Raw genomic sequence first — 24,159 nt, forward strand, 5'->3', positions numbered from 1 at the left:
CTCGCCATACCCACGCGCCGGGGGCGTGGGTATGGCGCACCTGTGCCAGCTCTTACGAGTTCGCGACCAGCATTCTTACGAGCCCGGTCCCGCCGGCCAACGAGGAGAGCGCTTTGCCGATGATTGCACCTACGGCGCGTGGACGGTCCGCCACCCGCATGGCGAAGCCGTCGTGGGGAGAGGTGGTCAGCAGGTCGCCGACGGAGATTGCGCCGTAGGCTGCATCAGCCTTGACGTAGACCTGCCCCGCCAGGGCGACCGTGACGTGGTGCGGGCCCTTGGTTTCCCCTTCCAAGACGTTGCCAGGGTTGAGTCCGCCAGCCCCGGAGACGACGCCTGTTGCACTTGTGTCGTACTCATCGCTGCACGGGGCGAAGAGACCGTTCTCGCCGATGACGAGCACCGTCCCCGGCTCGGCGCCTTCCGCCGTATCGAAGTTTTCCGCGTAGTCGGAACCGCACGGCCGGACTGCACCGGTGGTACACACATCTCCGTAGAATTCCGCGGCCCATGTACCAGCGTGTTTCGCATGCCCAACGATTGTGGATTCCCCCCATAGTTGTTCGGTGACTCTGATGCGCCCCTCAAAAACCCCGGCGGGGCCGTTTGTACTCGCGCCGAAGACGCCGGCGCCGTCGACGCTGACGCCCACGACGCCAGACCCGTTGGCCTTGTTGTCGCCCCACACTGCCGCTGCGCCTGTCTCACCCTGGGCTGAGGTCTCCCCGTAGATTCCGTGCCACCTTTGGCTCTTCCCGATCACTCCAGGACCGCCGGTTTGACCGCCTTCTCCCATAACGCCGGCCCCGCCTGACGTACTGTTAGTTTTTCCGTAGACACCCATCCAGGAGGCGCTTTCGGCGATTACGCCGGAGCCCTGGGCGTGCGCTTCCACAGCGGTTGCATTTTGGACATTGACCCGAACTGGCTCGTTGAATTCAGTCATGGGACTCTCCACAACGGAAAAGGGTTGACGGTATCGATGCAGCTGAGCGATGCCACGAATTGCCCGATCCCGGACTCCGGACGCTCATTTCTGCTGATCAGATCCCTAACTCGAACATACGACCAGCGAGAAGCACCCGCAACGTCACGTCGGCTCGGCGCAGCCGCCCACAGAAAAGCTCTCGCACCCGGCGTGGCGGTCCCTGCACATGCTCCGGACCGTCGAGCGGTGCTCGCCAAGGGGTGCGTGTTCGCTGAGGAGTTGGGGCCGAAGGCCGTCAAGCGGGCGGGCCTGTCGAAGGAACCGCGATGCACACCTTGCGGTTTGCCTACGCCGGTGTGCTCATCGCGCACCGGGCCGGGCCGAAGACCGTGGCCGCGCGGCTCGGCGACACCGGCGAGGCCGCCATGGGCACCCACCCGCACCTGTTCCGCGGACGAAGGTCAGGGCGCTCGCGAGGCCGTCGAAGACTTCCTCGGAAGTGCCCCGGGTGTGCCCTGAGTTGGTCCACCGGACACGAAGTCCGCTGTGGACCGGCATACCGCACCCGATTCGGGCGATCCCCCGCGTCGCCCGAATCAGGCGGTCTGGCCGGATTCCGTCCGGGGGACGGACATCCGGAGTCGTCCTGAGTATATTGGCTCGCAGCCAGTCAACGCAGGAGTTACAGGATGTCCCCCCGCAACGCATCGGTCAATGAAGAATTGCGGCGGCGCTCCCGCGAGCGGCTGTTGCAGGCGACGGTCGATCTGGTGGGAGAGCGCGGGTACGAGGCGACCACGCTCGGGGACATCGCGCAGCAGGCGGGCGCGGCGCGCGGGCTGATCTCGTATTACTTCCCGGGCAAGCGGCAGCTGCTGCAGTCGGCCGTGCACCGGTTGATGCACCGCACCCTGCAGGCGGCGCTGGAGCGCGAGCCACGGCCGACGGGGCCGGAGGCCGGGCGGGAGCTGCTGGCACGTGCCATCGACGCGATCCTGGGGCTGGCGCACGACCGCCCGCTGCTGATGCGCACGCACATGGCCGGGATCCTGGCAGCCGAGGGCTTCATCCAGTGCCCCGAGCAGCAGCGGCTGGCCCAGCTGCTGCGCGACACGGTCGTGGCGTTCGGATCGCGGGACCCCGATGCCGACTATCCGCTGTTGCGGGCGCTATTGATGGGGACGGTGGTGGCGATGCTGCTGCCCGGTGCGCCGATGCCGCGGGCCCGGCTGCGGGCCGAACTGTTCCAGCGGTACGGGCTGGACTGGAAGTCGGGCGACCCGCCGGACGACTGAGCCGCCCGGCGGGTGGTGGAGCGCTCCAGGTGCGGTGGGTCAGCGGTGGTGGGTCAGCGGTAGTCGGGCTGGGTCTGGACGTTGAGTTCGCGCATCCGGACCGTGTCGGCGCTGTCCGTACGACGGTCGGTGATCTTCAGGACGTCGAAGCCCTTGGCGATGTCGTTGGAGTAGATGTGGCCGTTGTAGTAGTACGCGGACCAGGCGCCGCCGGTGACGAGTGAGTCGGCGGAGAGCGGGCCGCGCTCGAAATAGCCGATCTCCTTCGGCTCCGCGGAGTTGGTGAAGTCCCAGACGGAGACCCCGCCCTGGTACCACGCCTGGACCATGATGTCGCGGTTCCTGGCGGGGATCAGGGAGCCGTTGTGCGCGACGCAGTTCTCGGTGTCGGCCTGGTGGCGCGGGATCTTGTAGTAGCTCCGGAAGACGAGCTTGCGGTGGGTCCCCTTGCCGACGATGTCATAGATGCCGTCGGCGCCGCGGTGCGGGCCGACCTTCTCGTTGCAGGTGGCCGCGCCGCCGCCGCCCAGTTCGTCGGTGAACACCACTTTGGTGGCGCGCTCGTTGAAGGTCGCCGAGTGCCAGAACGCGAAGTTGACGTTGTCCTGGACCCGGTCGATGACCCTGGGCGCGGCCGGGTTCGAGACGTCCATGAGGATGCCGTCGCCCATGCAGGCGCCCGCGGCCAGTTTCAGCGTGGGGAAGGTGGTGATGTCGTGGCAGCCGGTGGTCGGCGTGACGCCCGGGTTGGTGGGTGCGCCGGGGTTGCCGCCGTCCGGGAAGAGCACCGGGAAGTCGATGACGGCGGCCTTCTCGGGGGCGGAGCGCGGCACCTTGATGACGGAGATGCCGTCGTGCGGCGGCCGGCAGTCGGGGAAGGCGTCGCTGGGCGCGTACGACGAGACGTAGAGGTAGACGTCGCGGCGCTCGGGAAGCAGGGTGTGGGTGTGGGAGCCGCAGGCGGTTTCGACGGCGGCGACGTACGCGGGGTGCTCCTTGTCGGTGATGTCGAAGACCTTTATGCCCTCCCAGGAGGACTTCTCGGTCGCGGGCTGCGGGGTGCTGCTGCAGGAGTTGTCGGTGCGCGAGGAGTCCGTGGAGAGGAAGAGCAGGTTCCCGGAGACCGACACGTCGTTCTGCGAACCGGGGCAGAGCACCTGGCTGACGGTCCTGGGCGCCTCGGGCCGGGAGATGTCGTAGATGACGAAGCCGTCGTAGTTGCCGGCGAAGGCGTACTTCCCCTGGAACGCCAGGTCCGAATTGGTGCCTCGCAGGGCCTGTTTGGGGAGGTGGGCGAGCGGGCGGACATTGTCGCTGTGCACGACCTCGTCGACGCCTGGTATCTCGCCGTTCTTGATCGCGGTGCGGGTAGCCGCTTCCTGGCCCGGGATCGTCTTCCCGGTCGCCGCGGGGTGGTCGCCGGGGTCGGGGGTCGCGGCCGCGGGGCCGGACGCGAAGAGGGCGGCCACCAGTCCGAGTGCCGCGGCCGCCGCGCCGAGGGATCTGCGCCGCACGCGGGGTCCGCTCCGCGCGCGGGGTCTGTGCAACGACGTCCCGCGCCGGTCAGGCGGCTGGCGGAGCGGATCGCGGCCGCCCAGGGGCCCGAAATCGGGGCGATGGAAGGGTGGTTGAGCAGTCATGGCGCGCCGCGCACCGCGGAGGGCCACCAGCATCACGGCGCGATGCCCGGCATGGCCACCGACGCGCAGCTCGACCGCCTGCGGTCGGCGCGCGGGGCGGGCTTCGACGCGCTCTTCCTGCGCTTGATGATCGCGCACCACCGGGGCGCGGTCTCGATGGCCACCGATGCGCTCTCCGGGGGCCGTGACACGCTCGTGGCGGAGATGGCCAACGACGTCATCGCGCAGCAGAGCGCCGAGGTCGGACGGATGGAGCGGCTGCGGGCCCCGCGGTAGCGGTTGCCTGCCCGACCCCGTCAGCGGCACGTCTCGCCCAAGGGGTGTGCCGCGTAAGGAAGTTGAGGCGTCAGCGCTTGTTGTGCCGCGGTGTCAGGAGCCCCTCGTCGCGGGCGCCGGCGATCAGGCGCAGCGACCGGCGGCGGTTACGGCCGGTGGCCAGCATGACCGCGAGCACCGGATCGCGCCCCTCCCGCTGGGCCTGACGGTACGCCTCCGCGGCGAGCTTGCGGCGCTCGGCGGCCCGCGACCGGGCGAGCAGGGCGGAGCGGGCGGGTTCCTCCGCCGCCTTTCCCGGCCCGGGCGCCGCGGTCTCCGCCGGCGTCGCCACCGGCGCGTCCGCTCCGGTCGCCACACCCTGCCCCGCCGCGTCCGTCCCCGCGGCGTCCGCCTCCCCCGCCGCCGGCCGCGGCCCGGCGTCCACGGGATGCGCTGCCGCCTCCACCGCCGGTCCGTCGGTCGCCGGCGCCGCCGTTGACTCCGCAGCGGGCGCCGTCACCGCACCGCCCGGCGGCTCCGACGGCGCGGATGCCGGCGACTCCTGGGCCGTACCCGCCGGCAGCTCTGCCGTCACACAGGTCTCCGAGGCGGACGCGTCCTCGATCGCCGTTCCGGCTGCCGTGCGGGACACCGGCTCCTGCACGCCCGCCGGCACCGGGTCGGGTGCCGGACCGGCCACGGGTTTGCGGGGCGGGCCGGCCATCGGTCCGCCCTCCCGCTCCGGTGACGCCGCTGCCGGCCCCGGCCCGCGGGGCGCCGGGCGGGCCTTGCGGGGCCGGCCGGTGGCCGCGCGGAAGGCGTCGTCCAGCGGCCCCTCGATCCAGTGGGCCAGGTCGGCGAGGCCGTCCAGAGGCAGCGGCGGGTCGGCGCGTACGTCCTCGACGGTGATGTGGTCGTCGGAGACCGTCACCAGCACGTCGACGCGGGCGCCGTCGGCAAAGGTCAGCCGGGCGCTGCACCAGGGCCCCAGCGGATCGAGCCGGGGCACCGGGCCCCCGCGGCCGTCGGAGCCGGTCGCCCCGCCCGGGGCGGCGGGCCCGGCAGCGGGCGCGGCCGAACCGTGCGCGCGCAGCTCCCACGTGGGCCACTCCCGTGGCGCGCCCTGGGCTTCATATCGGTGATTAACGGTATAAAAGTCACTTTCCGACACATTGAAAACCTAGCCCCCAGCTCACCCGGCCCAGTAGCGCGGCACGCTCATCCCACCGGGAGCAACCCCGATAGCGCATCTCCCGCCGCGTCCCCGCCGGTGCGATGCTGGGGGTAACCCGCGGAAGGGGCCACTCGTGCTTCGTGTCGCAGTGATCGGTTCCGGGCCCAGTGGCGTGTACACCGCCCAGTCCCTGATCGAGCAGCAGACCGTACCGGACATCGAGGTGTACGTCCTGGACCGGCTGCCCTGCCCGTACGGGCTGGTGCGCTACGGCGTGGCCCCCGACCACGAGAAGATCAAGTCGCTGCAGAACAATCTGCGGGCGGTGCTGGAGCACCCCCGGGTGCACTTCCTGGGGAATGTGGAGGTCGGCCCCGGGCTGGGGGTGCCGGAGCTGCGGGAGATCTTCGACGCGGTGGTGTTCTGCGTGGGGGCCGCCACCGACCGCCATCTGGGCATTCCCGGCGAGGACCTGCCGGGCAGCCATGCCGCGACCGAGTTCGTCGCCTGGTACAGCGCGCATCCGGACGCGGCCACGACCCGTTTCGCGCTCGCCGCGCGGTCCGCGATCGTGATCGGGGTGGGGAACGTGGCGGTGGACGTGGCGCGGATGCTCTCCCGCGGCGCGGCCGAACTGGCCCTGACCGACATGCCGCAGCTGCCGCTCGGCACGCTGGCGGAGAGCCGCGTCGAAGACGTGTGGATGGTCGGCAGGCGCGGACCCTCGCAGGCCAAGTTCACCACCAAGGAGCTGCGGGAACTGGGTTCGCTGCCGGGTACGGAGGTGCACGTGCGGCCGGCCGAGCTGGCGCTGGACCCGGCGTACCGGGACCCGGCCGGACTGCCGGCGGTGGGGCGGCGGAACGTCGAGGTGCTGCGCGGCTGGGCGGAGCGCCCGACCGGGGCGACCACGCCGGTGGCGCGCCGGCGCCGGATCCATCTGCGGTTCTTCCTGCGGCCGGTGGAGATGCTGGGGGACGCGGCCGGCGGGGTGCGCGCGGTGCGGTTCGAGCGGACCGCGCCCGACGGGCGGGGCGGCGTCGTGGGAACCGGTGAATTCGAGGAGATCGAGGGGCAGTTGGTGCTGCGCTCGGTCGGCTACCGGGGGACGCCGCAGCCGGGGCTGCCGTTCGACGAGACGACCGGGACGGTGCCGCATCAGGCGGGGCGGGTCCTGCGGGAGGGCGCGCCGCTGCCCGGGGTGTACGTGGCGGGCTGGATCAAGCGCGGGCCCACGGGCGTGATCGGCACCAACCGGCCGTGCGCGAAGGAGACCGCGCAGTCCCTGCTGGCGGACGCCGGCGCGCTCGCGGGGCGTACGGCGGCCGAGGACCCGGTGACCGCGCTGACCCGGGCCGGGCAGCGGCCGGTGACGTGGCCGGGCTGGCTGGCCATCGAGGCCGCGGAGGCCGCGTTCGGGCACGGGCTGGGGCGGGGCACCGTCAAGCTCCCGGACTGGGCGGGCCTGTTGGAGGCGGCGCGCTCGGCGGGCGCGACCCGGTGACCCCGCCGGCGGGTACGGGCTAGCCCTCCGCGAGGCGCCGGGCCTGGAGGTCCGCCGCGCGCAGCACGCCGTCGATCAGGCCGGGGAAGAGTTCTTCGAGGTCGGCCGTGCGCAGCCGGTTCATCTTGGCGGTGCCCCGGTAGAGCTGCTGGATGACGCCGTGTTCGCGCAGCACCCGGAAGTGGTGGGTGCAGGTGGACTTGCTGACCGGCAGCTCGATGTCCGCGCAGTTCAGCTCGCCCTCGGCGGCGGCGAGCGTACGGACGATGCACAGCCGCATGGGGTCGGCGAGGGCGTGCAGCACGTCGGCCAGCCGGATGTCCTCACGGGACGGGTGCTCCAGCGACCTGGAGCCTGACGGGGCGGCCGCTGCGGGCGTATCGGTCGGCATGACGGCTCCTGAATCGGTCTGCGGGGCACGGTTCCGGGACGTCCGGCCCCGAGGGGCCGCCCTGTCCGCGTGCCCATTGTACGAGAGGCATCGTAGTTTGACATCCACCGTAGTACGGTGCCTATCGTACGAGCCTGGGTTCACCCAGAACCCCTTCCTCCCGAGGTACAGGAGCCCGCCGTGAGCGCACTGTTCGAGCCCATCACCCTTCGCTCGCTGACCGTCCCGAACCGCCTCTGGATGGCGCCCATGTGCCAGTACTCCGCGGCCCCCGACGGCCCGGCGGAGGGCGCGCCCGGCGACTGGCACTTCCAGCACCTGGCCGCGCGGGCGACGGGCGGCACCGGCCTGATCCTCACCGAGGCCACCGCGGTCAGCCCCGAGGGCCGGATCACCCCGTACGACCTGGGCCTGTGGAACGACACCCAGACCGAGGCGTTCCGGCGGATCACCGGCTTCCTCAAGGCGCAGGGCACGGTCCCCGGCATCCAGATCGCCCATGCCGGGCGCAAGGCGTCCACCGAGCGGACCTGGGTCGACCGGGGCGCGCCGCTGCTGCCCGGTCAGCGGTACGGATGGGAGCCGGTCGGCCCGAGCCCGCTGCCGTTCGGCGAGGGGTTCGCGACCCCGGCGGAGCTGCCCGTGGAGCGGATCCGGGAGATCGTCGAGCAGTTCGCGGCGACCGCGCGCCGGGCGCTGGCGGCCGGCTTCGAGGTGGCGGAGATCCACGGTGCGCACGGCTACCTGATCAACCAGTTCCTGTCCCCGTTCACCAACCGCCGCACCGACGAGTACGGCGGCTCGTACGAGAACCGGACCCGGTTCGCGCTGGAGGTCGTGGACGCCGTACGGGCGGTGTGGCCGGCGGAGCTGCCGGTCTTCTTCCGCATCTCGGCCACCGACTGGCTCACCGAGGACGAGAGCGACGACCGCGAGGGCTGGACTGCCGACGACACCGTGCGCTTCGCCCGTGACCTCGCCGGGCGCGGCATCGACCTGCTGGACACCTCCACGGGCGGCAACGCCCCGGACGCGAGGATCACGGCGGGCCCCGGATACCAGGTGCCGTTCGCCGAGCGGGTCAAGAAGGAGACCGGGCTCGCGGTGGGCGCGGTCGGGCTGATCACCGAGGCGCGGCAGGCCGAGAAGATCGTCGCGGACGGCCAGGCCGACGCCGTGCTGCTCGGCCGCGAGCTCCTCCGCTCCCCCAGCTTCGCGCAGCACGCGGCGCGGGAGCTGGGCGCGACGGTCCGGGTGCCCGAGCCGTACCACCGGGCGGTCTGAGGTCGCGGCGTGCGGCACGGCCGGCGCCGCACCGCACCGTTTGACCTGCGCGGATGCGCTCCGGGACGCCGTTGTCAGTGGCCGGGTGCAGACTGGCCACTGTCTGAGACAACGGCGTCCCGGAGGTGTCCTGCAATGACTGACGTACTGCTCGCGGTGGGGACCCGCAAAGGGCTCTTCCTCGGCCGGCGACGGCACGGGGACTGGGAGTTCAGCGGCCCGCACTTCCCCGCGCAGGCGGTGTACTCCCTCGGGATCGACACCCGCCGTGCGACCCCCCGACTGCTCGCCGGCGCCGACAGCGCCCACTGGGGTCCCTCGGTGTTCCACTCCGACGACCTGGGCGAGAGCTGGCACGAGCCCGCCCGCCCGGCGGTCAAGTACCCCGAATACACCGGCACTTCGCTGGAGCGGGTGTGGCAGCTGCACCCCGCGGGCCCCGCCGCGCCCGATGTGGTGTACGCGGGCACCGAGCCCGGCGGGCTGTTCCGGTCCGAGGACCGCGGCGAGACCTTCGAGCTGGTGCGGGCGCTGTGGGACCACCCGAGCCGCGAGAAGTGGGTGCCGGGCGGTGGCGGGCTGGCCGTGCACACGGTGGTCACCGACCCGCGGGACGCCGACGCGGTGACCGTCGCGGTCTCCGCCGCGGGGGTCTTCCGCAGCCGTGACGGCGGCGCCAGCTGGGCCCCGTCCAACAAGGGCGTCAAGGTGGTCTTCCTGCCGGACGAGCATCCGGAGTTCGGCCAGTGCGTCCACAAGATCGCGCAGGACCCGGTCGACCGCGACCGTCTGTATCTGCAGAACCACTGGGGCGTCTACCGCAGCGACGACGCGGGCGCGACGTGGACGGACATCGGCGCCGGGCTCCCCTCGGACTTCGGCTTCGCCACGGCGGCGCATCCGCATCGGGGCGATGTCGCCTACCTCTTCCCGATCACCGCGGACATCGACCGGGTGCCCGCCGGGCGCCGCTGCCGGGTCTACCGCACCAGCGACGCCGGTGGGAGCTGGGAGCCACTCAGCCACGGCCTTCCGGAGGAGGACCACTACGGCACGGTGCTCCGGGACGCGCTCTGCGTGGACGACACCGATCCCGCGGGGGTGTACTTCGGCAACCGCAACGGCGAGGTGTACGCCAGCGCCGACGACGGCGACAGCTGGCAGCAGCTGGCCTCCCACCTCCCGGATGTGCTGTGCGTACGGGCGGCCGCCCTGGCGTGAGCGGGCAACGCGGCGGCGCGACGGGGCGGTTGGCCGCCGCAGCCGTCGCGGGGCCGGGCGCGGGCCATGGATTGAGGCCCGGGGGGCCTCGGCCAGTAGGGTGATCCCGTGGCTGCACGACCTCTCCAAGACATTGTCGAACCAGGCTGGGCCAAGGCACTTGAGCCCGTTGCCGACCGGATCGCCGCGATGGGCGACTTCCTGCGGACGGAGATCGCCGCGGGACGCACGTACCTGCCGGCCGGCAGCAATGTGCTGCGCGCCTTCCAACAGCCCTTCGACGAGGTGCGGGTGCTCATCGTCGGGCAGGACCCCTACCCCACGCCGGGGCACGCGGTCGGGCTGAGCTTCTCGGTGGCGCCGGACGTCCGCCCGCTGCCCGGAAGCCTGGAGAACATCTTCCGCGAGCTGCACTCCGACCTCGGGCTGCCCCGGCCGTCGAACGGCGATCTGACCCCCTGGACGCGCCAGGGCGTCCTGCTGCTGAACAGAGCGCTGACAACCGCGCCCCGCAAGCCGGCCGCGCACCGCGGCAAGGGCTGGGAGGAGGTCACCGAGCAGGCCATCCGGGCGCTGGTGGCGCGCGGGCGTCCGCTGGTGTCGGTGCTGTGGGGGCGCGACGCACGCAATCTGCGGCCGCTGCTCGGCGATCTGCCGGCCGTGGAGTCCGCGCACCCCTCCCCCATGTCCGCCGACCGGGGCTTCTTCGGCTCGCGTCCCTTCAGCCGGGTGAACGACCTGCTGGCGCGACAGGGCGCGCAGCCGGTCGACTGGAGGCTGCCCTGACACCGGGCGATAGTGTGCCCGGCATGACGAATGCGAACATCCCTGCGGGCTGGTATGCCGATCCGCAGGGCACCCCCCACCAACTGCGCTGGTGGGACGGGTCCCAGTGGACGGCGCACACCCACCCGGGACAGCAGCAGGCGGCGCACGTCGCCGGCGGTGCGGCCGACCGGTCCACCGCGGCACCCGAGCAGGCCCAGGCGGCCCGGCCCGCCGACCGGCAGCCCACCCAGCAGCCGATGCCGCAGCAGTTCGCGCCGCAGCAGTCGGCCCCGGCGCAGGCCCCGTATCCGGGGCAGCAGCAGGGCGGCGTCGCGTACGGGCAGCCGGGCCCGGGCCACCCCCAGCAGAGCGGGCCGGCGCAGCAGCCGTACGCCGGGCAGCCGATGCCGGGACAGCCGGGCGCGAACCCGGCCGCGGTGGGGTACCAGGGCCAGCAGCAGGCGGGGGTGGCCCCCGGTGGCCCCGGCGGCGGCACGCTCTTCACCGAGCCGGTGCTGGTGGTCAACCAGAAGGCCAAGCTCATCGAGGTCACCAACGAGTACGGCGTGTTCGACCAGCACGGCAACGCCCTCGGCGCGGTCGTCCAGGTGGGCCAGAGCACGGCCAAGAAGGTGCTGCGGGTCGTCTCCAGCCTCGACCAGTACATGACCCACAAGCTGGAGATCCGGGACGCGTACGGCCAGCCGCAGCTGGTGCTGACCCGGCCCGCGAAGATCATCAAGTCCAAGGTGATCGTGCAGCGCCCGGACGGCTCGCCGGTCGGCGAGATCGTCCAGCAGAACGCCATCGGGAAGATCAACTTCGCGATGACGGTCAACGGCCAGCAGATCGGCGCCATCAAGGCCGAGAACTGGCGGGCCTGGAACTTCGCGATCGTCGACCACGCCGACACCGAGGTCGCCCGGATCACCAAGACCTGGGAGGGCCTCGCCAAGACGATGTTCACGACCGCGGACAACTACGTCCTGCAGATCCACCACCAGCTGCCCGACCCGCTGCTGAGCCTGGTCGTCGCCACGGCCCTGACCGTCGACACCGCCCTCAAGCAGGACGCCCGCGGCTTTGGGTGAGCCCGCCGACCGCGGCACCGCCCGCGGTCATGTGCTCGGGGTCGACTCCGGCGGTTCGGGGCTGCGGATCGCCGTGGCGCGCGCCGATGACGCCGCGGTGCGCCCGCTCGCGTCGGCCGCCTCGGCCGAGCCGGTGCGCACCGGCCCGCGGGGTATCGAAGCGGACCATCTGCTCACCCAACTGCTGCCCGCGGCCGAGGAGTTGGCGCGCGAGGTCGGTGCGGACGGCTTCGCGGCGGTGTGCGTGGGCGCGGCCGGCATGGCTTCGCTGGGTGACGAACTGCGCGCCCGACTGCCCGGCGCGCTGACCGCCGCCCTCGGGGTGCGCCGGCTCGCGCTCGCGGGTGACGCGGTGACCGCGTACGCCGGTGCGCTGGGCCAGCGGCCCGGGGCGGTGGTCGCCGCGGGCACCGGCATGATCGCCCTGGGTACCGACCTGACCCCGGCGGGCGGTTGGCGCCGCGCGGACGGCTGGGGCCATCTGCTCGGCGACTGCGGCGGCGGCGCCTGGATCGGCCGGGCCGGCCTGGAGGCCGCGCTGCGCGCGCACGACGGGCGGCCCGGCGGCTCGGCGGCCCTGCTGGCGTCGGCGGAGGCGGTGTTCGGGCCGGTCACCGGGCTGCCCGGCATGCTCTACCCACGCGCCGACCGGCCCGCCGTACTGGCCTCGTTCGCCCCGGAGGTCGGCCGCCGCGCCGGCGGCGGGGACGCGGTGGCGCTCGGCATCCTGCGGGCCGCCGCGGAACACATCGCCGACGCCGCGGCCGCGGTCTGCCCGCCGGGCGAAGGGACCGCGGTGGCCTGGACCGGCGGACTGTTCGGCATCGGCGAACCGCTGCTCGCCCCGCTGCGCCGGGCGCTCGCCGAGCGGCTGCCCGGGGCTCGTCCGGCGGCCGCCGGGAAGAGCCCGCTGGAGGGTGCCCTGACGATCGCCGCGGCACTGGCCGGCGACCGCCTGCTGCTGCCCCCGGATCCCAAGTTGTTGCAGATCACACGGCCTGCGCGGGGGTGACGGCGAAGACGCGCGGGATAAATCGGGACGGATACCTCAGCAGCGAACCCTCCCTCCGCGCGGGGGTGGTCCGAGGCGTTAGCATGCGGCGCCATGAGTTCCCCCACTGGGCCCGCACCTGGCTCGCCCCATTCCGAAGCCGCATCCCCGAGCCCGGGAGCCGCACCCGGCCTGCCTGTACGTATGCCGCGCGCGCGGCAGTCCGGCCGCCACCGCAGGCCGGAGCCGCTCGCCGCACCCGAGGGCGCACCCGCCCTGGTGCTGGCCGTGCCCGGCACCCCCACCTCCGCCTCGCGCAGCCTGGCGGAGGAGGTCTCCAGCATCGCCCGCTCCGAACTCCCGGGCCTCGACGCCCGGATCGGCTACGTCGACGGCGGTGACGACGAGTTCCCGTCCCTGGAGGCCGTGCTGACGCGCGCCGCCGCCGAGCAGAAGGCCCGCGAGGAGGTCGACGGGCGCCCCGACCCCGGCCCCGCCGCGGTCGTCGTGCCGCTGCTGGCCGGGCCGGACAGCGCGCTGCTGCGCCGGATACGCCAGGCCATGATGAACAGCGGCTCCGGCGCCGAGCTGACCGACGTGCTGGGGCCGCACCCGCTGCTCGCCGAGGCACTGCACGTCCGGCTGTCCGAGGCCGGTCTGGCGCGCGCCGACCGGGCCCGGCTGTTCACCGTCGCCACGGCCGCCGACGGCATCATTCTCGCCACCGTCGGCGGCGACGAGGCCGTGCAGGCCGCCGGCATCACCGGCATGCTGCTCTCCGCGCGGCTCGCGGTGCCGGTGCTGGCCGCCGCGCTGGACGAGGAGGGCGCCATCTCCCGTACGGCGGAGCAGCTGCGCGGGTCGGGTTCGCAGGCGCTGGCGCTGGCGCCGTACCTGATCGGGCCGGAGATCGCCGACGGCCTGGTGGGGGCGGCGGCGGAGGAGGCCGGCTGCGCCTCGGCCGAGGCGCTGGGCGCGTACGGCGCGGTGGGCCGGCTGGTCCTGTCCAACTACGCGGCGTCGGTGGGCATCACCCTGCCGACGCAGGCCCAGGGAGCACCGGTCCGCTAGGACGCTTCCCAGGTCAGGCACCGCACCGGAGGGCCGCCCCGCGCAGCGCGCAGGGCGGCCCTCCGTCGTACCGAGGGGCGCGGAAGGGTCGTCAGAGGGCCTGGCAGGCCCGGACGGCCCCCCGGGGGCGGCCGGGGGCCGTACGCTCGTGAGAGGACCGCTCAGCGCCTTCGGGAGGATGTTCATGACGAACGTCGACGTCGTCCGCGCCGCCTTCAGCGCCTACCTCGCGCAGGACCGCGAGGCCATCGACCGGCTGCTCGCCGACGACTTCGTCTTCACCAGCCCCCAGGACGACCACATCGGCAAGGCCGCCTTCCTGGAGGTCTGCTTCCCCACCGCGGACCGTCTGCGCCATCAGGAGATCCTCGATGCGGTGGCCCTGGACGACCACCGGGTGTGCGTCCGCTACGAGTACGAGCTGACGACCGGCGAACGGCACCGCAACGTCGAGGTGCAGACGGTGCGCGACTGCCGGATCGCCGAGATCGAGGTGTACTTCGGCGGCCGCTTCCCGTCGGGCTGAACCGCCGCCCGGTACGGCTCAGACGAACACGACGCAGGACGCGGCCGGTGCCTCGATCGCACCGCCGCGGGCCGGGATGCCGGTCTCCGGGTCGACGGTGAACCAGGTGACGTCGCCGGACCGCTCGTTGGCGGCGTACAGGTGCCGGCCGTCGGGGTGCAGCGTCAGGTCGCGGGGCCAGTGGCCGCCGCACGGCACGGTGGTGACCAGGCGCGTGGGGTCGCCGGCCGCGTCGAGGGCGAGCACCGAGAGGCTGTCGTGGCCGCGGTTGGCGGCCCAGGCGAACCGGCCGTCCGGGGAGACGACCAGTTCGGACGGGAAGGTGGCCGTGGGCACCGCCTCGTCCGTCAGGAGCCGGATCTCCCCCCGGGGCGTCAGCGCGCCCTGCCCGGCGTCCCACCGGCAGACCGTCACCGTCGGGTCGAGTTCGTTGATGACGTAGGCGCGGTCGCCGCGGGGGTGGAAGGCGAGGTGGCGCGGTCCGCTCCCGGGCCGCAGCCGCACCTCGTCGCACAGCACCGGCGTGCCGTCGGCGCCGAGGGTGCACACCCGCACCGAGTCGGTGCCCAGATCGACGCTGAGCAGCCGGCCGCCGGTGGGGTCGGGCAGCACCGCGTGCGCGTGCGGGCCTTCCTGGCGGTCCGTCTGCGGGCCGCTGCCCTCGTGGGTGAGCACCCGGGCCGGGCCGCCGAGCGAGCCGTCGGCCCGTACGGGGAGCACACTGACGCTGCCCGAGCTGTAGTTGGCGGTGACGAGGTGACCGCCGAGGAGGGTCAGATGGGTGGGGTCGGCGCCGCCCACGGGGACGGTGGGGCCGAGCGGCCGGGGCCCCTCGGGCGTGAGCGCGAAGGCGGCCGCGGCACCGTCCGGGGTCTCGCTGACCGCGTAGAGGTACCGCCCGTCGGGGCTCGCCACCAGGTAGGAGGGGTTGGGGACGGCGTCGGTGGAGTGCAGCGGGGTGAGGGCCCCGGAGGTCGGGTCCACGGCGGCGGTGGTGATGCCGAGGCCGCCGGCCGTGGTGAAGGATCCGATGTACGCGCGCCGGCCGCCGTCGTTCGTCGCCACTGGTCCGCCCTTCGTCCGCTGCCCGCCCGGGTGCCTGCTCCGGCGACGCTAACAGCCGGGACCGGCCGTTCGGCGGCTTCGGCCGGTTCCCGTCGGCCGCGGGTCCGGACCCGACCGGCCGTCAGGCCCCGACCAGCGGTGACGGCCGGTTGCTGCGCAGCGGCGCCGCCAGTTCGGCCAGCGTCCGCTCCAGGCCGTGCAGATGGGCGAGCGCGGTCTCGGGCACCGGGGCGTGCGGAAGGGCCGCGTCGGCGCCCGGTGCGCGGCGGGTGGCGCCCGGTGTGGTGAGGGCCTCCACGGCGGCCTCCACCCGCCAGCAGGCGGCGGCGAGGCGGTCGTCGTGCGACGCCTCCGGGTCGGCGGCGACGGACGCGAGCCCGCGGAGCTCGCGGGCGCAGTCGTCGAGCAGCGCGAGGACCCGCCGGGCCTTGTCCTTACGGGTGCGCAGCGGGCTGAGCGGGTGCACGAGCGGCGCGAGGGACAGCCGGACGCGGCCCAGCAGCAGCTCCAGTTCCGCCACCCGGGGTGCGGGGTCGGCGGTCTCCGAGCCGGCGAGGCGGGCCGCCGCCTCGGCGGCACAGGCGTGGACGCAGCGCAGGGCGCGCTGGATCCAGGCGTCCGTGGTGGCGTGGGTGGTCACCGGCAGCACCAGGAGGACGGCGAGGGCCGCGCCGAGCGCGCCGACGCCGGTCTCGGCCAGCCGGAGGGCGAGCAGGGCGGGGTCCAGGACGCCGAGGAGCCCGTAGAGCAGCCCGGCCATCACGGTCACCGCGAACATCATCCACGTGTAGGACACCGCCGCGGTGTAGAAGATCCCGAAGACGCTCACCGCGACCAGGGCCACGGACGGGACGGCGGCACCGTGCAGCGGCAGCGCCACGACGGCTCCGGCGGCGATGCCCAGCACCGTGCCGAGGATCCGCCGGAAGCCGCGTACGAGGGTCTCGCCGCGGGAGGCGGTGTTCACGAAGATCCACCAGGTGGCGCCCACCGCCCAGTACCAGCGCTGGTCGGACAGCAGCTGTCCGGCCAGCAGGGCGAAGCCGCCGCCCAGCGTGGCCTGCACGGCCTGGCGGGTGGTCGTCCGGGCCAGGCCGGAGCCGTGCAGCGTGACGGGCGGCGCGGCGGGCGGCAGCCGCCGCTCGTAGCACCAGAGCCCGAAGCGGACGGTCGAGGCGGCGAGCAGGGAGAGGGTGACGGCGGCGCACAGTTCGGGCAGCTGGCGGGGCACCGCGTGCAGGAACTGCGTGGCGAAGAAGGTCATGAACGCGAACACCCCGAGGGCGTGGCCCCGGGGGCCCCAGCGCCGGGCGTAGACGCCCAGCCCCATGACCGCGAGGAAGGCCGCGTCGCGGGCCGCCGGGTGGTCGTGCAGCAGCGTCGCGAGGGCCAGCACCGGGAATCCGGCGGCGGGCAGCAGGGCCGTGGTGAGCGCCTGGCCGCGGACCGTGGCGTCGGTGACGGTGAACAGCGCGAGGAGCGCGGCGAGCCCGCCGGTGACGGCCGCGACGAGCGAGTGGCCGGCGAGGCCGCAGACGGCCACCGCCAGACCGATGCCGAGGACGGCCCGGGTGGCGCTGCGCAGCCGCAGCCGGCCCGGGTCCGGAGCCACGAACACCTTCTTCAGCACAGCTTCCCGCCCCTTCGGTCCGTGTACCGGCGTTCCCGTCCGGGTCCCGGCATGACAAAGGCGCCGCGGGGTCCGCAGCGCCATCGACGGCACCATGACAGCACCTCCCGTACTGATGGCTCAACACAGGCGGGATGTACTGGGCCAATGGCACAGATGCCGGGGCTGGGGCGGTGCCGAAGCGAGCCAATGGCAGAGGCTTTCGGAGGGGAAGCGGAGGACGGCCGTCCGCCGCGGGGGGCCGTCCGCGGGTCCGCGCGGCGTCCGGGGCGCGCCACCCGGCAGCGGTGTCCGGGTCACCCGTAACGGGGGATCCGCGGCCCCGCCGTCCGCTGGACATTCGCAGTCGAGGAGGCGTCATGTCCACACCCACCGATATCCCACCGCGGCACGGCCCCGCCGACGCCCAGGACGTCCTGGGCGCCCTGGGCGGCTCCTGGCACTGGGCCCTCGGCTTCGCCCTGGCGACCCTGATCCCCGGCATCCTGATCCTGGTCTGGCCGGACGAGACGCTCCGGGTACTGGCCGTCATCATCGGTCTGCAGCTGCTGCTGGCCGGCGTCTTCAGCTTCGTACGGGCCTTCTCCCGGGACGCCCGGCAGGGCGGCAGGGTGGCCGGGGTGCTGATCGCGCTCGTGGCCGTCCTGGCGGGGGTGCTGTGCCTGCGGCATCCGATGCAGACGATCGCCGCGCTCTCGCTGATCGTCGGCGCCTACTGGGTGATGGGGGGCCTGCTGACCGCCTTCGTGGCGATCGCCGACCGCGACCTCGTGCACCGGGGCCTGACCTTCGCCGCCGGCGCGCTCGGCGTCGTGGCGGGGATCGTCGTGCTCGGCTTCCCGGTGCAGTCCGCGGTGGCGCTCGCGCGGCTGCTGGGCCTGTGGCTCGTCGTGCTCGGCGCGCTGGAACTCGCGGTGGCCTTCGCCCTGCGCTCCGCGCTGCGCCGGGCCGCCCCGCCGGCGGACCGGGACTGAGCGCGGGCGGCGCGCCGTCAGTGCTGCAACGCGGCCTTGAGGACCACGATGAGCAGGCCGAGCAGCATGTTGACCACGCCCGAGGCCAGCACCAGCCGGCGGCCGGCACCGGCGCGCAGCGTGGCGGCCATCGCCCAGCCGACCTGACCGACGAGCGCGACCACCAGGGCCAGCCACGCGACCCCCGCGTAGTCGAGTCCGAGCTGCCCGGCGAGGGCCGCGGCGGCGGCCGGCGGGACGGCCGCCTCGACGATCGGCCGCTCGTCGGCGCACACCCGCCGGATCTCCGCCCGGTTGAGGTCCTGCCCGACGACCCGGGCGCCGAAGAGCCGCGCGAAGACGTGCGCGGCCCAGAACACCCCGCCGGTGCACAGCAGCAGGAGAGCGAGCTGGAGCCACGGGGAGGGGCCGAGCGCTCCGGCACCGACCACCACGGACGCGGCGAGCAGCGAGCCGTAGACCGCGCCGCTGTAGTCGATCCGGGCGGGCTCGGCCCGGTGCGGCGGCTTCGGGTGGGCGTCTCGGGTGCGGCCGGTCATCCGGCCCGCCCCCGCGTCAGGGCCAGCCGCCGCACCCGCCGCCAGTCCATGGGCGGGGCCGCGGGCCGGACGCCGGGGCGGTGCCGGGGCAGCCGTACACGCAGCGCGCCGGGTGCGATCCGGCAGCGCACCGGGGTGGGCAGCATGAGGGCCTCGCCGTCGACGCCGGCCTCGACGGCCGGGGTGTCCGCGTCGACCACCACCTCCGGGGCGGTGGCCGCGACCAGCCCGGGACCGCGGCGGCCGCGCAGCATCCAGGCCGCCTCGGCCGCGCTGTCGACGGTGATGCCGAGCACCCCCAGGACGCCGGTGTCCAGCCGTTCGCGCCGTCCGAGGCCGGCCGGGTCGCCCGTCCCGTAGGGGTTGTTGCTCACCAGCACCGCCTGGGGCGCGTCGAGGGTCAGGTCCCGCGCCCGGACGGCCAGCCGGGGGCCGGTGTGGTGGGTCAGCAGGTCCGGCAGCATGCGCAGGGTCGTACGGGCCTTGTCGTCGCGGTACGCCGGGCTCTGCACGACCGCCGCGTAGGCGCCGAAGGAGGCGTTGTTGACGAAGACCCGCTCCCGGCCTCCGGCCTCGGGCCCCGCCACCCCGATGTAGCCCAGGTCGACGCGGAGCTCGACGCCGTCGGTGAGGGCCGCCAGCGCGCTCGCGGGGTCCGCGCGGTCGAGGCCGAGGTCCATGGCGAAGTGGTTGCGGGTGCCGGCCGGGATGACCATGAAGGGCACACCGTGCTCCGCGGCGACGCCCGCGACCAGGGCCTGGGTGCCGTCGCCCCCGGCGACGCCGAGCAGGTCGGCGCCGTCGTCGACGGCCTGCCGGGCGAGTGCGGCGACGTCCTGCGGCTGCCCGGGGTCGAGCACCGCGACCCGGGCGCCGAGCGCCTCGGCCTTCTCGACCAGCCTGCCCGCGCCGACCTTTCCGCCGCCGGAGCGCGGGTTCATGATCAGGAAGGGGCGGGCGGGAGGCAGGGCGGGGGTTCCCGGTGCGTCCGCGCGGCCCTTCCCCACCGTCAGCGCGGCCCTGCCGGTGGACAGCGCCAGGGTCCACAGCCCCAGGGCGACCAGGACGACCCAGAACAGCCCGGCGGCCACGTACAGCACGAGCACGGCGAGCGGCGCCAGCACCACCAGGAGGAGGGCGAGCGCGCGCGCCGGGCCACGGCGGGAGAGCACCCACCAGACGCCGGCCGCCGTGACGGCCAGCCCGGCCGCACCCAGCGCGAGCAGGACGACGCTGCGGAGCCCCGCGAACACCAGCAGGACCAGCAGCGCCGCCGCCCCCGCGGTCAGCGCCACGCGTGCGGTCCAGCGTCCGTCCACGCCCCGGTCCTCCCTCCTGTGCCGGTGCCGATTCCACCGGCGCGGGCCGGACAGGCGCATCACCCGATGCGGGCGACGGCCGGCGCCCTGGCCGCTGCGATCAACGGCCGGCCGGGTGACCATGAAGGGGCCGGTCGCGGACCCGCGCAGGCGGGGGTGGCCGGGCCGGGCGCCGGACCGGCGCCCGCCTCGCAGCTACCGGGTGGTGCCCATGACCGCAGCCTCGCCGACCCCGTCCGGGGATCCGCTGCTCGCCGCGAAGTTGTCGGTGCCGCCCGTCGTACCCGGCCTGGTCGCCCGCCGGCGGCTGCTGGACCGGCTCACCAAGGGGACGAACGGACCGCTGACGCTGGTCACCGGCCCGGCCGGCGCCGGCAAGACCACCGCCGTCGCCTCCTGGGCGCAGCAGGGCACCGTTCCCGGGCCCGTCGTGTGGGTGACGCCGGACCGCGAGGACTCCCCGCGGGTCTTCTGGGCCCACGTCCTGGAGGCGTTCCGGCGCCGCCTGCTCCTGCCGGACGGCGGCACCGGCCTGCCGCCCGCGGGGGACGGCGCCGGCCGCGCGCTGCTGATCCGGTTCGCCGCGGCCCTGGAAGGGCTGGCCGAGCCGGTGGTGCTCGTCGTCGACGGTCTCGACAAGGCGCCCGGCCGGGAGGTGGCCGCCGGGCTGCAGTTCCTGGTGGACCACGCCGGCCCGGCGCTGCGGCTGCTGCTGACCAGCCGGGTGGACCCGCTGCTGCCGCTGCACCGCTACCGGGCGGAGGGCCGGCTGTGTGAACTCCGGGGCGCCGAGCTGGCGTTCACCCCGCGGGAGGCGGCGGCCCTGCTGCGCGGGCACGGCCTGGCGCCCGGTGCGGAGGTCGTCGCCGCGCTCACCCGCCGCACCGAGGGCTGGGCGGCCGGCCTGCGGCTGTGTGCCCTGGCCGGCCAGCGGTCCGGTGACCCGGCCGGCTTCGCCCGGTCGTACCTCGCCTCCGAGCAGGCGGTCGCCGACTATCTGCTGGCCGAGGTCCTCGACGCGCAGCCCGCGGCGGCCCGGGAGCTGCTCGCGCGCACCAGCGTCCTGGACCAGATCCACCCCGAACTCGCCGATGCGCTGACCGGGCGGGCGGACGCCGAGCTGATCCTGGACCGGCTGGTGCGGGACAACTGCTTCGTCCAGCCGGTCGCCGGCACCCGGTGGTTCCGCGTCCACCCGCTGTTCGCCGGGGTGCTGCACGCGCGGCTGCGCAGCCGGTGGCCGGGCCTCGAACCGGTGCTGCACCGCCGGGCGGCGCGCTGGTTCGCCGCCGCCGGGCAGCTCCCCGAGACGCTGGTGCACGCGGCCGCCGCCGGGGACTGGCCGTACGCCGCCGGGGAGGCCGTGCGGCAGCTGTTGGCCGGGCGGCTGCTCGCCGGGCTCGACGAGGGGCGGATCGACGCGGTCTTCTCCGGTATGCCGGCCGAGGTGCCGGGAGCCGAGGCGGCCCTGGTGACGGCGGCCCGCCTGCTGGCCCGGCACGACGCCGCGGCTGCCCGCCGCTGGGTGCTGCGGGCCGAGCGCCGGGTGCGGCACCGCGGGGCCGGGGCCGGTCCCGAGGTGCGGCTCACGCTGGCTCTGTTGCGGCTGCTGCTGGCGCCGCACGGCGCCGGGAGCGGGGCGGAGGCGGCGGCCCGGCGGACCGCGGAGCTGATGGCGGAGGTGCCCGCGTACCGGCTCAAGGAACACCCGGAGATCGAGGCGCTGCGATGCCACGGCCGGGCCTGCGCCCTGCTGGCGTCCGGGCGCCCGGACGAGGCCCGGGCCGCCTTCGAGGAGACGGTGCGGGCCTGCACGGGCGAGGCGACCCACCTCGTACGGCACGCGGCGTGGGGGCGGCTCGCGCTGGCCGAGGCGGTCCGCGGTGAGCTCACCGCGGCCGCGGACCACGCCGCCCGCGCGCACGGCGTGGCCGAGCGGCAGGGCATACCCGAGGACCGGCGGTCGGGGGCCGGTCAGCTGGCCCTGGCCACGGTGGCGTGCGAGCGCTGCGACTTCGCGACGGCACGTCATCACCTGGCCCTGGCCGCCGAGTACGCCGACACCGGGGCCGACCCGGTGCTGCGCGCCGAACGGGCCGTCGTGGTGTCCCGCACGGAACTGGCGCACGGCCGGTGGGCGGCGGCCTCGGCGGTCCTGGACGAGGCCGGGCCGCAGCCGCCAGGGTGGCCCGCCGGGCGGCTGGCCGTGGCGCGTTCGGCTGCCGCGCTGGCCCGCGGTGACCCCGCCGCGGCGCTCGCCGTCCTGCACCGGCCCGGCCCCCCGGGCGGCGGGCGGGCCGCCGTGCCCGGGGACGCCTCGCGGGCCGTGGCGCTGGCGCTCGCCCACCTCGCCGCGGGACGCCCCGCCCGTGCCCTCCGGCTCGTCGCGGCGGCCGACGCGTCCCCGGCGCCGGATCTGCCCGACCGCGTACGCATCCGTCTGCTGCGGGCCCGGGCCGCGGTGCTGGCCGGGGACCGGCCGACGGCCCGTGTCCTGCTGGGTGAGGCGCTGGACGCGGCCGCCCCCGAGCAGCTGCGCCTGCCGTTCGCGGAGGCCGGCCCCTGGCTGCGGCACCTGCTCCGGGACCTCCCGCCGCCCGCGGCACGGTGGTTGACCGCCGGGCCCCCGGGCCGCCCGGCCGGCCCGGTCCTCGTCGAGGCGCTGAGCGGCCGGGAGCGGGAGGTCCTGGCGTACGCGGCCCGGATGATGTCCAACGAGGAGATCGCCGCCGCGCTGCACCTGTCGGTCAACACCGTCAAGACGCACCTGCGCAGCGTCTACCGCAAACTCGGCACGTCCCGCCGCCGGGACGCCGTCGAGCGCTGCCGCGAGCTGCACCTCCTGTGACCCGGAGCCCTGGTCCCCGCCGGTTTCCCCGCCGGGTCATCCCCTGCGGGTGATGCCGTCCCGCCGCGCCGCGGACAGCATGCGAGACGACGGTTTCCAGCGGCGCGAGGGGCGGTGTGGGCATGCGTTACGAGTTCCGCGTGACCGGCCTCGTCTCCCCCGCCCTGGCCGAGGCGTTCCCGGAGCTGGAGCGGGAGCCCGTACCGCAGCAGACGCTGTTCCACGGCGCGGTGACGGACGAGGCGCACCTGTTCGGACTGCTCACCCGGTTCCAGGACCTCGGCCTGTGCATCGAGGAAATGCGCCGCCTTCCGGAGTGAGGAGACACGCCATGAGTTCGCCCCGCCCCCTGCGCTACACGGGCGCGACCGTGCTGCTGGTACTGGCTGTGCTCCTGGCCCCTCTCGCCACCGTCTCGACCTGGGTGAGCAGTCAGATCTCCGACTCCAGCAGGTATGTGCAGACCGTCGCGCCGCTGGCCACCGAGCCCTCCGTGCAGGACGCGGTGACCGACCGGCTGACCAACCGGGTGGTCGGCCAGGTCGACGTCCAGGGGATCACCAACTCGCTCGCCGCCACCCTCAAGAAGGCCGGCGCCCCGCCCCTTGTGGTCGAGCACACCCCGGAGCTGGCCGGCCCCCTGAAGGACGCGCTCACCAAGACCGTGCACAAGGTGGTGTCGAAGGTGGTGACCAGCGACCAGTTCTCCCAGCTGTGGGACGTCGCCAACCGCCAGGCGCACGCCGCGGTGGTGAAGGTCCTCACCGGCGAGGGGAACAGCGCGGTCCAGGCCCGGGGCAACACCGTCGTCCTGGACATCGGCACCGTCGTCGACAACGTCAAACAGCACCTGGTGGACGCGGGGTTCAAGAAGGCGTCGGCGATCCCGCAGCCCGACCGGACGATCACGCTGCTGAAGACCGACAAGCTCCAGCAGGCGCAGACACTGATGCGGCTGCTCAACGTCCTCGGTGTCTGGCTGCCCGTCCTGGCGCTGGTGTGCGCCGCCCTCGGCATCTGGGTGGCGCCCGCGCACCGGGTGGCGCTGCTGGCCACCGCGATCGGCACCGGGGTGATGATGGCCGTGCTGCTCATCGCGCTCGTCGTGCTGCGCGGCGTCTACCTGGACTCCGTCCCGCCCAGCGCGCTGCCGGAGAACGCGGCCGCCGCCGTCTTCGACACCCTGGTGCGCTTCCTGCGCCAGAGCGCCTGGACGGTGCTGCTCGTCTCGGTGATCACGGCGCTGGCGGCCGCCCTGTACGGCCCGAGTCGCGCCGCCCGCGCGGTGCGCTCCGGGACGACCCGGGGCACCGGTTCCGTCGGCCGGGCGGCGGCCCGCCGGGGGATGCGCACCGGCACCATGGGCCGGTGGCTGGACACCCACCGCGGCTGGACCACCGGTGTCGTCATCGCCGGCGGCGCGCTGGCCCTGATCCTGTGGAACTACCCCACTCCCGGGGCGGTGGCGCTCGTCCTCGGTCTGGTCCTCCTCGTGCTGGCGCTGCTCGGCGTGCTCGCCGCGGCCGGCGGCCCACCGGTACGCACCCCGCCCGGCCCTGACCGGCCGCGCGGCGAGTCGCCAGGACCGGACTGACAGCGCCGCCGATCCGCGGGCAGTCGGCTCACCGATCGCGGGGTTCGCCGG

General features: G+C 74.5%; 22 protein-coding genes. 14 read left to right on the forward strand and 8 right to left on the reverse strand.

The features are described 5' to 3' along the window. Window positions 1–52: 52 nt before the first annotated feature. Complete coding sequence (locus SL103_RS37995; RefSeq protein ID WP_164492879.1) at window positions 53–946, reverse strand: hypothetical protein; 894 nt, start codon at window positions 944–946, stop codon at window positions 53–55. Between the two features lie 671 nt (window positions 947–1,617). On the opposite strand from SL103_RS37995, the gene SL103_RS21975 reads away from it, so the two are divergent. After that, window positions 1,618–2,223, forward strand: a complete 606-nt coding sequence (locus tag SL103_RS21975; protein ID WP_069570671.1) for a TetR/AcrR family transcriptional regulator — start codon at window positions 1,618–1,620, stop codon at window positions 2,221–2,223. Between the two features lie 53 nt (window positions 2,224–2,276). Here the strand turns inward: SL103_RS21975 and SL103_RS21980 are convergent, their stop codons facing one another. Further along, window positions 2,277–3,737 carry an LVIVD repeat-containing protein gene (locus SL103_RS21980; RefSeq protein ID WP_244304006.1) on the reverse strand — a complete coding sequence of 487 codons (1,461 nt, stop codon included), beginning with the start codon at window positions 3,735–3,737 and terminating at the stop codon, window positions 2,277–2,279. 27 nt (window positions 3,738–3,764) lie between these two features. Between SL103_RS21980 and SL103_RS38905 the strand changes: the two genes are divergently transcribed. Beyond that, window positions 3,765–4,139, forward strand: a complete 375-nt coding sequence (locus SL103_RS38905; RefSeq protein WP_432215364.1) for a DUF305 domain-containing protein — start codon at window positions 3,765–3,767, stop codon at window positions 4,137–4,139. A gap of 70 nt (window positions 4,140–4,209) precedes the next feature. On the opposite strand, the gene SL103_RS21990 is transcribed toward SL103_RS38905, so the two are convergent. After that, on the reverse strand, window positions 4,210–5,127 hold the full coding sequence (locus SL103_RS21990) for a DUF6214 family protein (RefSeq protein ID WP_069570674.1): 918 nt from the start codon (window positions 5,125–5,127) through the stop codon (window positions 4,210–4,212). A gap of 298 nt (window positions 5,128–5,425) precedes the next feature. On the opposite strand from SL103_RS21990, the gene SL103_RS21995 reads away from it, so the two are divergent. Next, on the forward strand, window positions 5,426–6,796 hold the full coding sequence (locus SL103_RS21995; RefSeq protein WP_069570675.1) for an FAD-dependent oxidoreductase: 1,371 nt from the start codon (window positions 5,426–5,428) through the stop codon (window positions 6,794–6,796). Window positions 6,797–6,815: 19 nt separating this feature from the next. Here SL103_RS21995 and SL103_RS22000 read toward each other — a convergent pair whose 3' ends face one another. Next, a complete protein-coding gene (locus SL103_RS22000; RefSeq protein WP_069570676.1) occupies window positions 6,816–7,187 on the reverse strand; it encodes an ArsR/SmtB family transcription factor in 372 nt (123 codons plus the stop codon). A 180-nt stretch (window positions 7,188–7,367) separates the two neighbouring features. On the opposite strand from SL103_RS22000, the gene SL103_RS22005 reads away from it, so the two are divergent. The 7 genes from SL103_RS22005 (at window position 7,368) to SL103_RS22035 (ending at window position 14,139) form a co-directional block, all read left to right on the forward strand. Beyond that, window positions 7,368–8,471, forward strand: coding sequence for an NADH:flavin oxidoreductase/NADH oxidase (locus SL103_RS22005; RefSeq protein ID WP_069570677.1), 1,104 nt, complete (start codon window positions 7,368–7,370; stop codon window positions 8,469–8,471). Window positions 8,472–8,606: 135 nt separating this feature from the next. Then, on the forward strand, window positions 8,607–9,692 hold the full coding sequence (locus SL103_RS22010; protein WP_069570678.1) for a WD40/YVTN/BNR-like repeat-containing protein: 1,086 nt from the start codon (window positions 8,607–8,609) through the stop codon (window positions 9,690–9,692). Window positions 9,693–9,800: 108 nt separating this feature from the next. Continuing rightward, window positions 9,801–10,478 carry a uracil-DNA glycosylase gene (locus SL103_RS22015; protein WP_069570679.1) on the forward strand — a complete coding sequence of 226 codons (678 nt, stop codon included), beginning with the start codon at window positions 9,801–9,803 and terminating at the stop codon, window positions 10,476–10,478. A 23-nt stretch (window positions 10,479–10,501) separates the two neighbouring features. Then, the gene (locus SL103_RS22020; RefSeq protein ID WP_069570680.1) at window positions 10,502–11,551 is read left to right on the forward strand and encodes a phospholipid scramblase-related protein; all 1,050 of its coding nucleotides are present in this window, start codon (window positions 10,502–10,504) and stop codon (window positions 11,549–11,551) included. Further along, entirely contained in the window at window positions 11,544–12,563 is a 1,020-nt protein-coding gene (locus tag SL103_RS22025) for an N-acetylglucosamine kinase (RefSeq protein WP_244304007.1), read from the forward strand. The genes SL103_RS22020 and SL103_RS22025 overlap by 8 nt, the downstream gene beginning before the upstream one ends. Before the next feature lie 93 nt (window positions 12,564–12,656). Further along, complete coding sequence (locus SL103_RS22030; protein WP_397736346.1) at window positions 12,657–13,613, forward strand: sirohydrochlorin chelatase; 957 nt, start codon at window positions 12,657–12,659, stop codon at window positions 13,611–13,613. A gap of 184 nt (window positions 13,614–13,797) precedes the next feature. Further along, a complete protein-coding gene (locus SL103_RS22035; protein ID WP_069574006.1) occupies window positions 13,798–14,139 on the forward strand; it encodes a nuclear transport factor 2 family protein in 342 nt (113 codons plus the stop codon). 18 nt (window positions 14,140–14,157) lie between these two features. On the opposite strand, the gene SL103_RS22040 is transcribed toward SL103_RS22035, so the two are convergent. Together SL103_RS22040 and SL103_RS22045 are read right to left on the reverse strand one after the other, a co-directional pair. Beyond that, entirely contained in the window at window positions 14,158–15,204 is a 1,047-nt protein-coding gene (locus SL103_RS22040) for a lactonase family protein (protein WP_069570682.1), read from the reverse strand. Between the two features lie 121 nt (window positions 15,205–15,325). After that, complete coding sequence (locus tag SL103_RS22045) at window positions 15,326–16,834, reverse strand: FUSC family protein (RefSeq protein ID WP_069570683.1); 1,509 nt, start codon at window positions 16,832–16,834, stop codon at window positions 15,326–15,328. Between the two features lie 359 nt (window positions 16,835–17,193). On the opposite strand from SL103_RS22045, the gene SL103_RS22050 reads away from it, so the two are divergent. Continuing rightward, window positions 17,194–17,808 carry an HdeD family acid-resistance protein gene (locus SL103_RS22050; protein WP_069570684.1) on the forward strand — a complete coding sequence of 205 codons (615 nt, stop codon included), beginning with the start codon at window positions 17,194–17,196 and terminating at the stop codon, window positions 17,806–17,808. Window positions 17,809–17,825: 17 nt separating this feature from the next. On the opposite strand, the gene SL103_RS22055 is transcribed toward SL103_RS22050, so the two are convergent. Continuing rightward, the gene (locus SL103_RS22055; protein WP_069570685.1) at window positions 17,826–18,347 is read right to left on the reverse strand and encodes a hypothetical protein; all 522 of its coding nucleotides are present in this window, start codon (window positions 18,345–18,347) and stop codon (window positions 17,826–17,828) included. Further along, a complete protein-coding gene (locus SL103_RS22060) occupies window positions 18,344–19,666 on the reverse strand; it encodes a diacylglycerol/lipid kinase family protein (protein ID WP_069570686.1) in 1,323 nt (440 codons plus the stop codon). The genes SL103_RS22055 and SL103_RS22060 overlap by 4 nt, the downstream gene beginning before the upstream one ends. A 211-nt stretch (window positions 19,667–19,877) precedes the next feature. Here SL103_RS22060 and SL103_RS22065 point away from each other — a divergent pair, with 211 nt between their 5' ends. The 3 genes from SL103_RS22065 to SL103_RS22075 all read left to right on the forward strand — a co-directional run bounded on the left by SL103_RS22065 (window position 19,878) and on the right by SL103_RS22075 (window position 24,108). Further along, entirely contained in the window at window positions 19,878–22,514 is a 2,637-nt protein-coding gene (locus SL103_RS22065; protein ID WP_069570687.1) for a helix-turn-helix transcriptional regulator, read from the forward strand. 122 nt (window positions 22,515–22,636) lie between these two features. Beyond that, entirely contained in the window at window positions 22,637–22,834 is a 198-nt protein-coding gene (locus SL103_RS22070; RefSeq protein ID WP_069574008.1) for a hypothetical protein, read from the forward strand. A gap of 11 nt (window positions 22,835–22,845) precedes the next feature. Continuing rightward, complete coding sequence (locus tag SL103_RS22075) at window positions 22,846–24,108, forward strand: hypothetical protein (protein WP_069570688.1); 1,263 nt, start codon at window positions 22,846–22,848, stop codon at window positions 24,106–24,108. Window positions 24,109–24,159 lie beyond the last annotated feature (51 nt).

This window comes from Streptomyces lydicus, from assembly GCF_001729485.1.
GTDB classification, from domain to species: Bacteria; Actinomycetota; Actinomycetes; order Streptomycetales; family Streptomycetaceae; genus Streptomyces; species Streptomyces lydicus_D.

Coding starts and splice junctions, on each gene's coding strand:
- SL103_RS37995 (WP_164492879.1), bottom strand. CDS start 946: ATGACTGAATTCAACGAGCCAGTTCGGGTCAATGTCCAAAATGCAACC.
- SL103_RS21975 (WP_069570671.1), top strand. CDS start 1,618: ATGTCCCCCCGCAACGCATCGGTCAATGAAGAATTGCGGCGGCGCTCC.
- SL103_RS22000 (WP_069570676.1), bottom strand. CDS start 7,187: ATGCCGACCGATACGCCCGCAGCGGCCGCCCCGTCAGGCTCCAGGTCG.
- SL103_RS22010 (WP_069570678.1), top strand. CDS start 8,607: ATGACTGACGTACTGCTCGCGGTGGGGACCCGCAAAGGGCTCTTCCTC.
- SL103_RS22020 (WP_069570680.1), top strand. CDS start 10,502: ATGACGAATGCGAACATCCCTGCGGGCTGGTATGCCGATCCGCAGGGC.
- SL103_RS22030 (WP_397736346.1), top strand. CDS start 12,657: ATGAGTTCCCCCACTGGGCCCGCACCTGGCTCGCCCCATTCCGAAGCC.
- SL103_RS22035 (WP_069574006.1), top strand. CDS start 13,798: ATGACGAACGTCGACGTCGTCCGCGCCGCCTTCAGCGCCTACCTCGCG.
- SL103_RS22050 (WP_069570684.1), top strand. CDS start 17,194: ATGTCCACACCCACCGATATCCCACCGCGGCACGGCCCCGCCGACGCC.
- SL103_RS22055 (WP_069570685.1), bottom strand. CDS start 18,347: ATGACCGGCCGCACCCGAGACGCCCACCCGAAGCCGCCGCACCGGGCC.
- SL103_RS22065 (WP_069570687.1), top strand. CDS start 19,878: ATGACCGCAGCCTCGCCGACCCCGTCCGGGGATCCGCTGCTCGCCGCG.
- SL103_RS22070 (WP_069574008.1), top strand. CDS start 22,637: ATGCGTTACGAGTTCCGCGTGACCGGCCTCGTCTCCCCCGCCCTGGCC.
- SL103_RS22075 (WP_069570688.1), top strand. CDS start 22,846: ATGAGTTCGCCCCGCCCCCTGCGCTACACGGGCGCGACCGTGCTGCTG.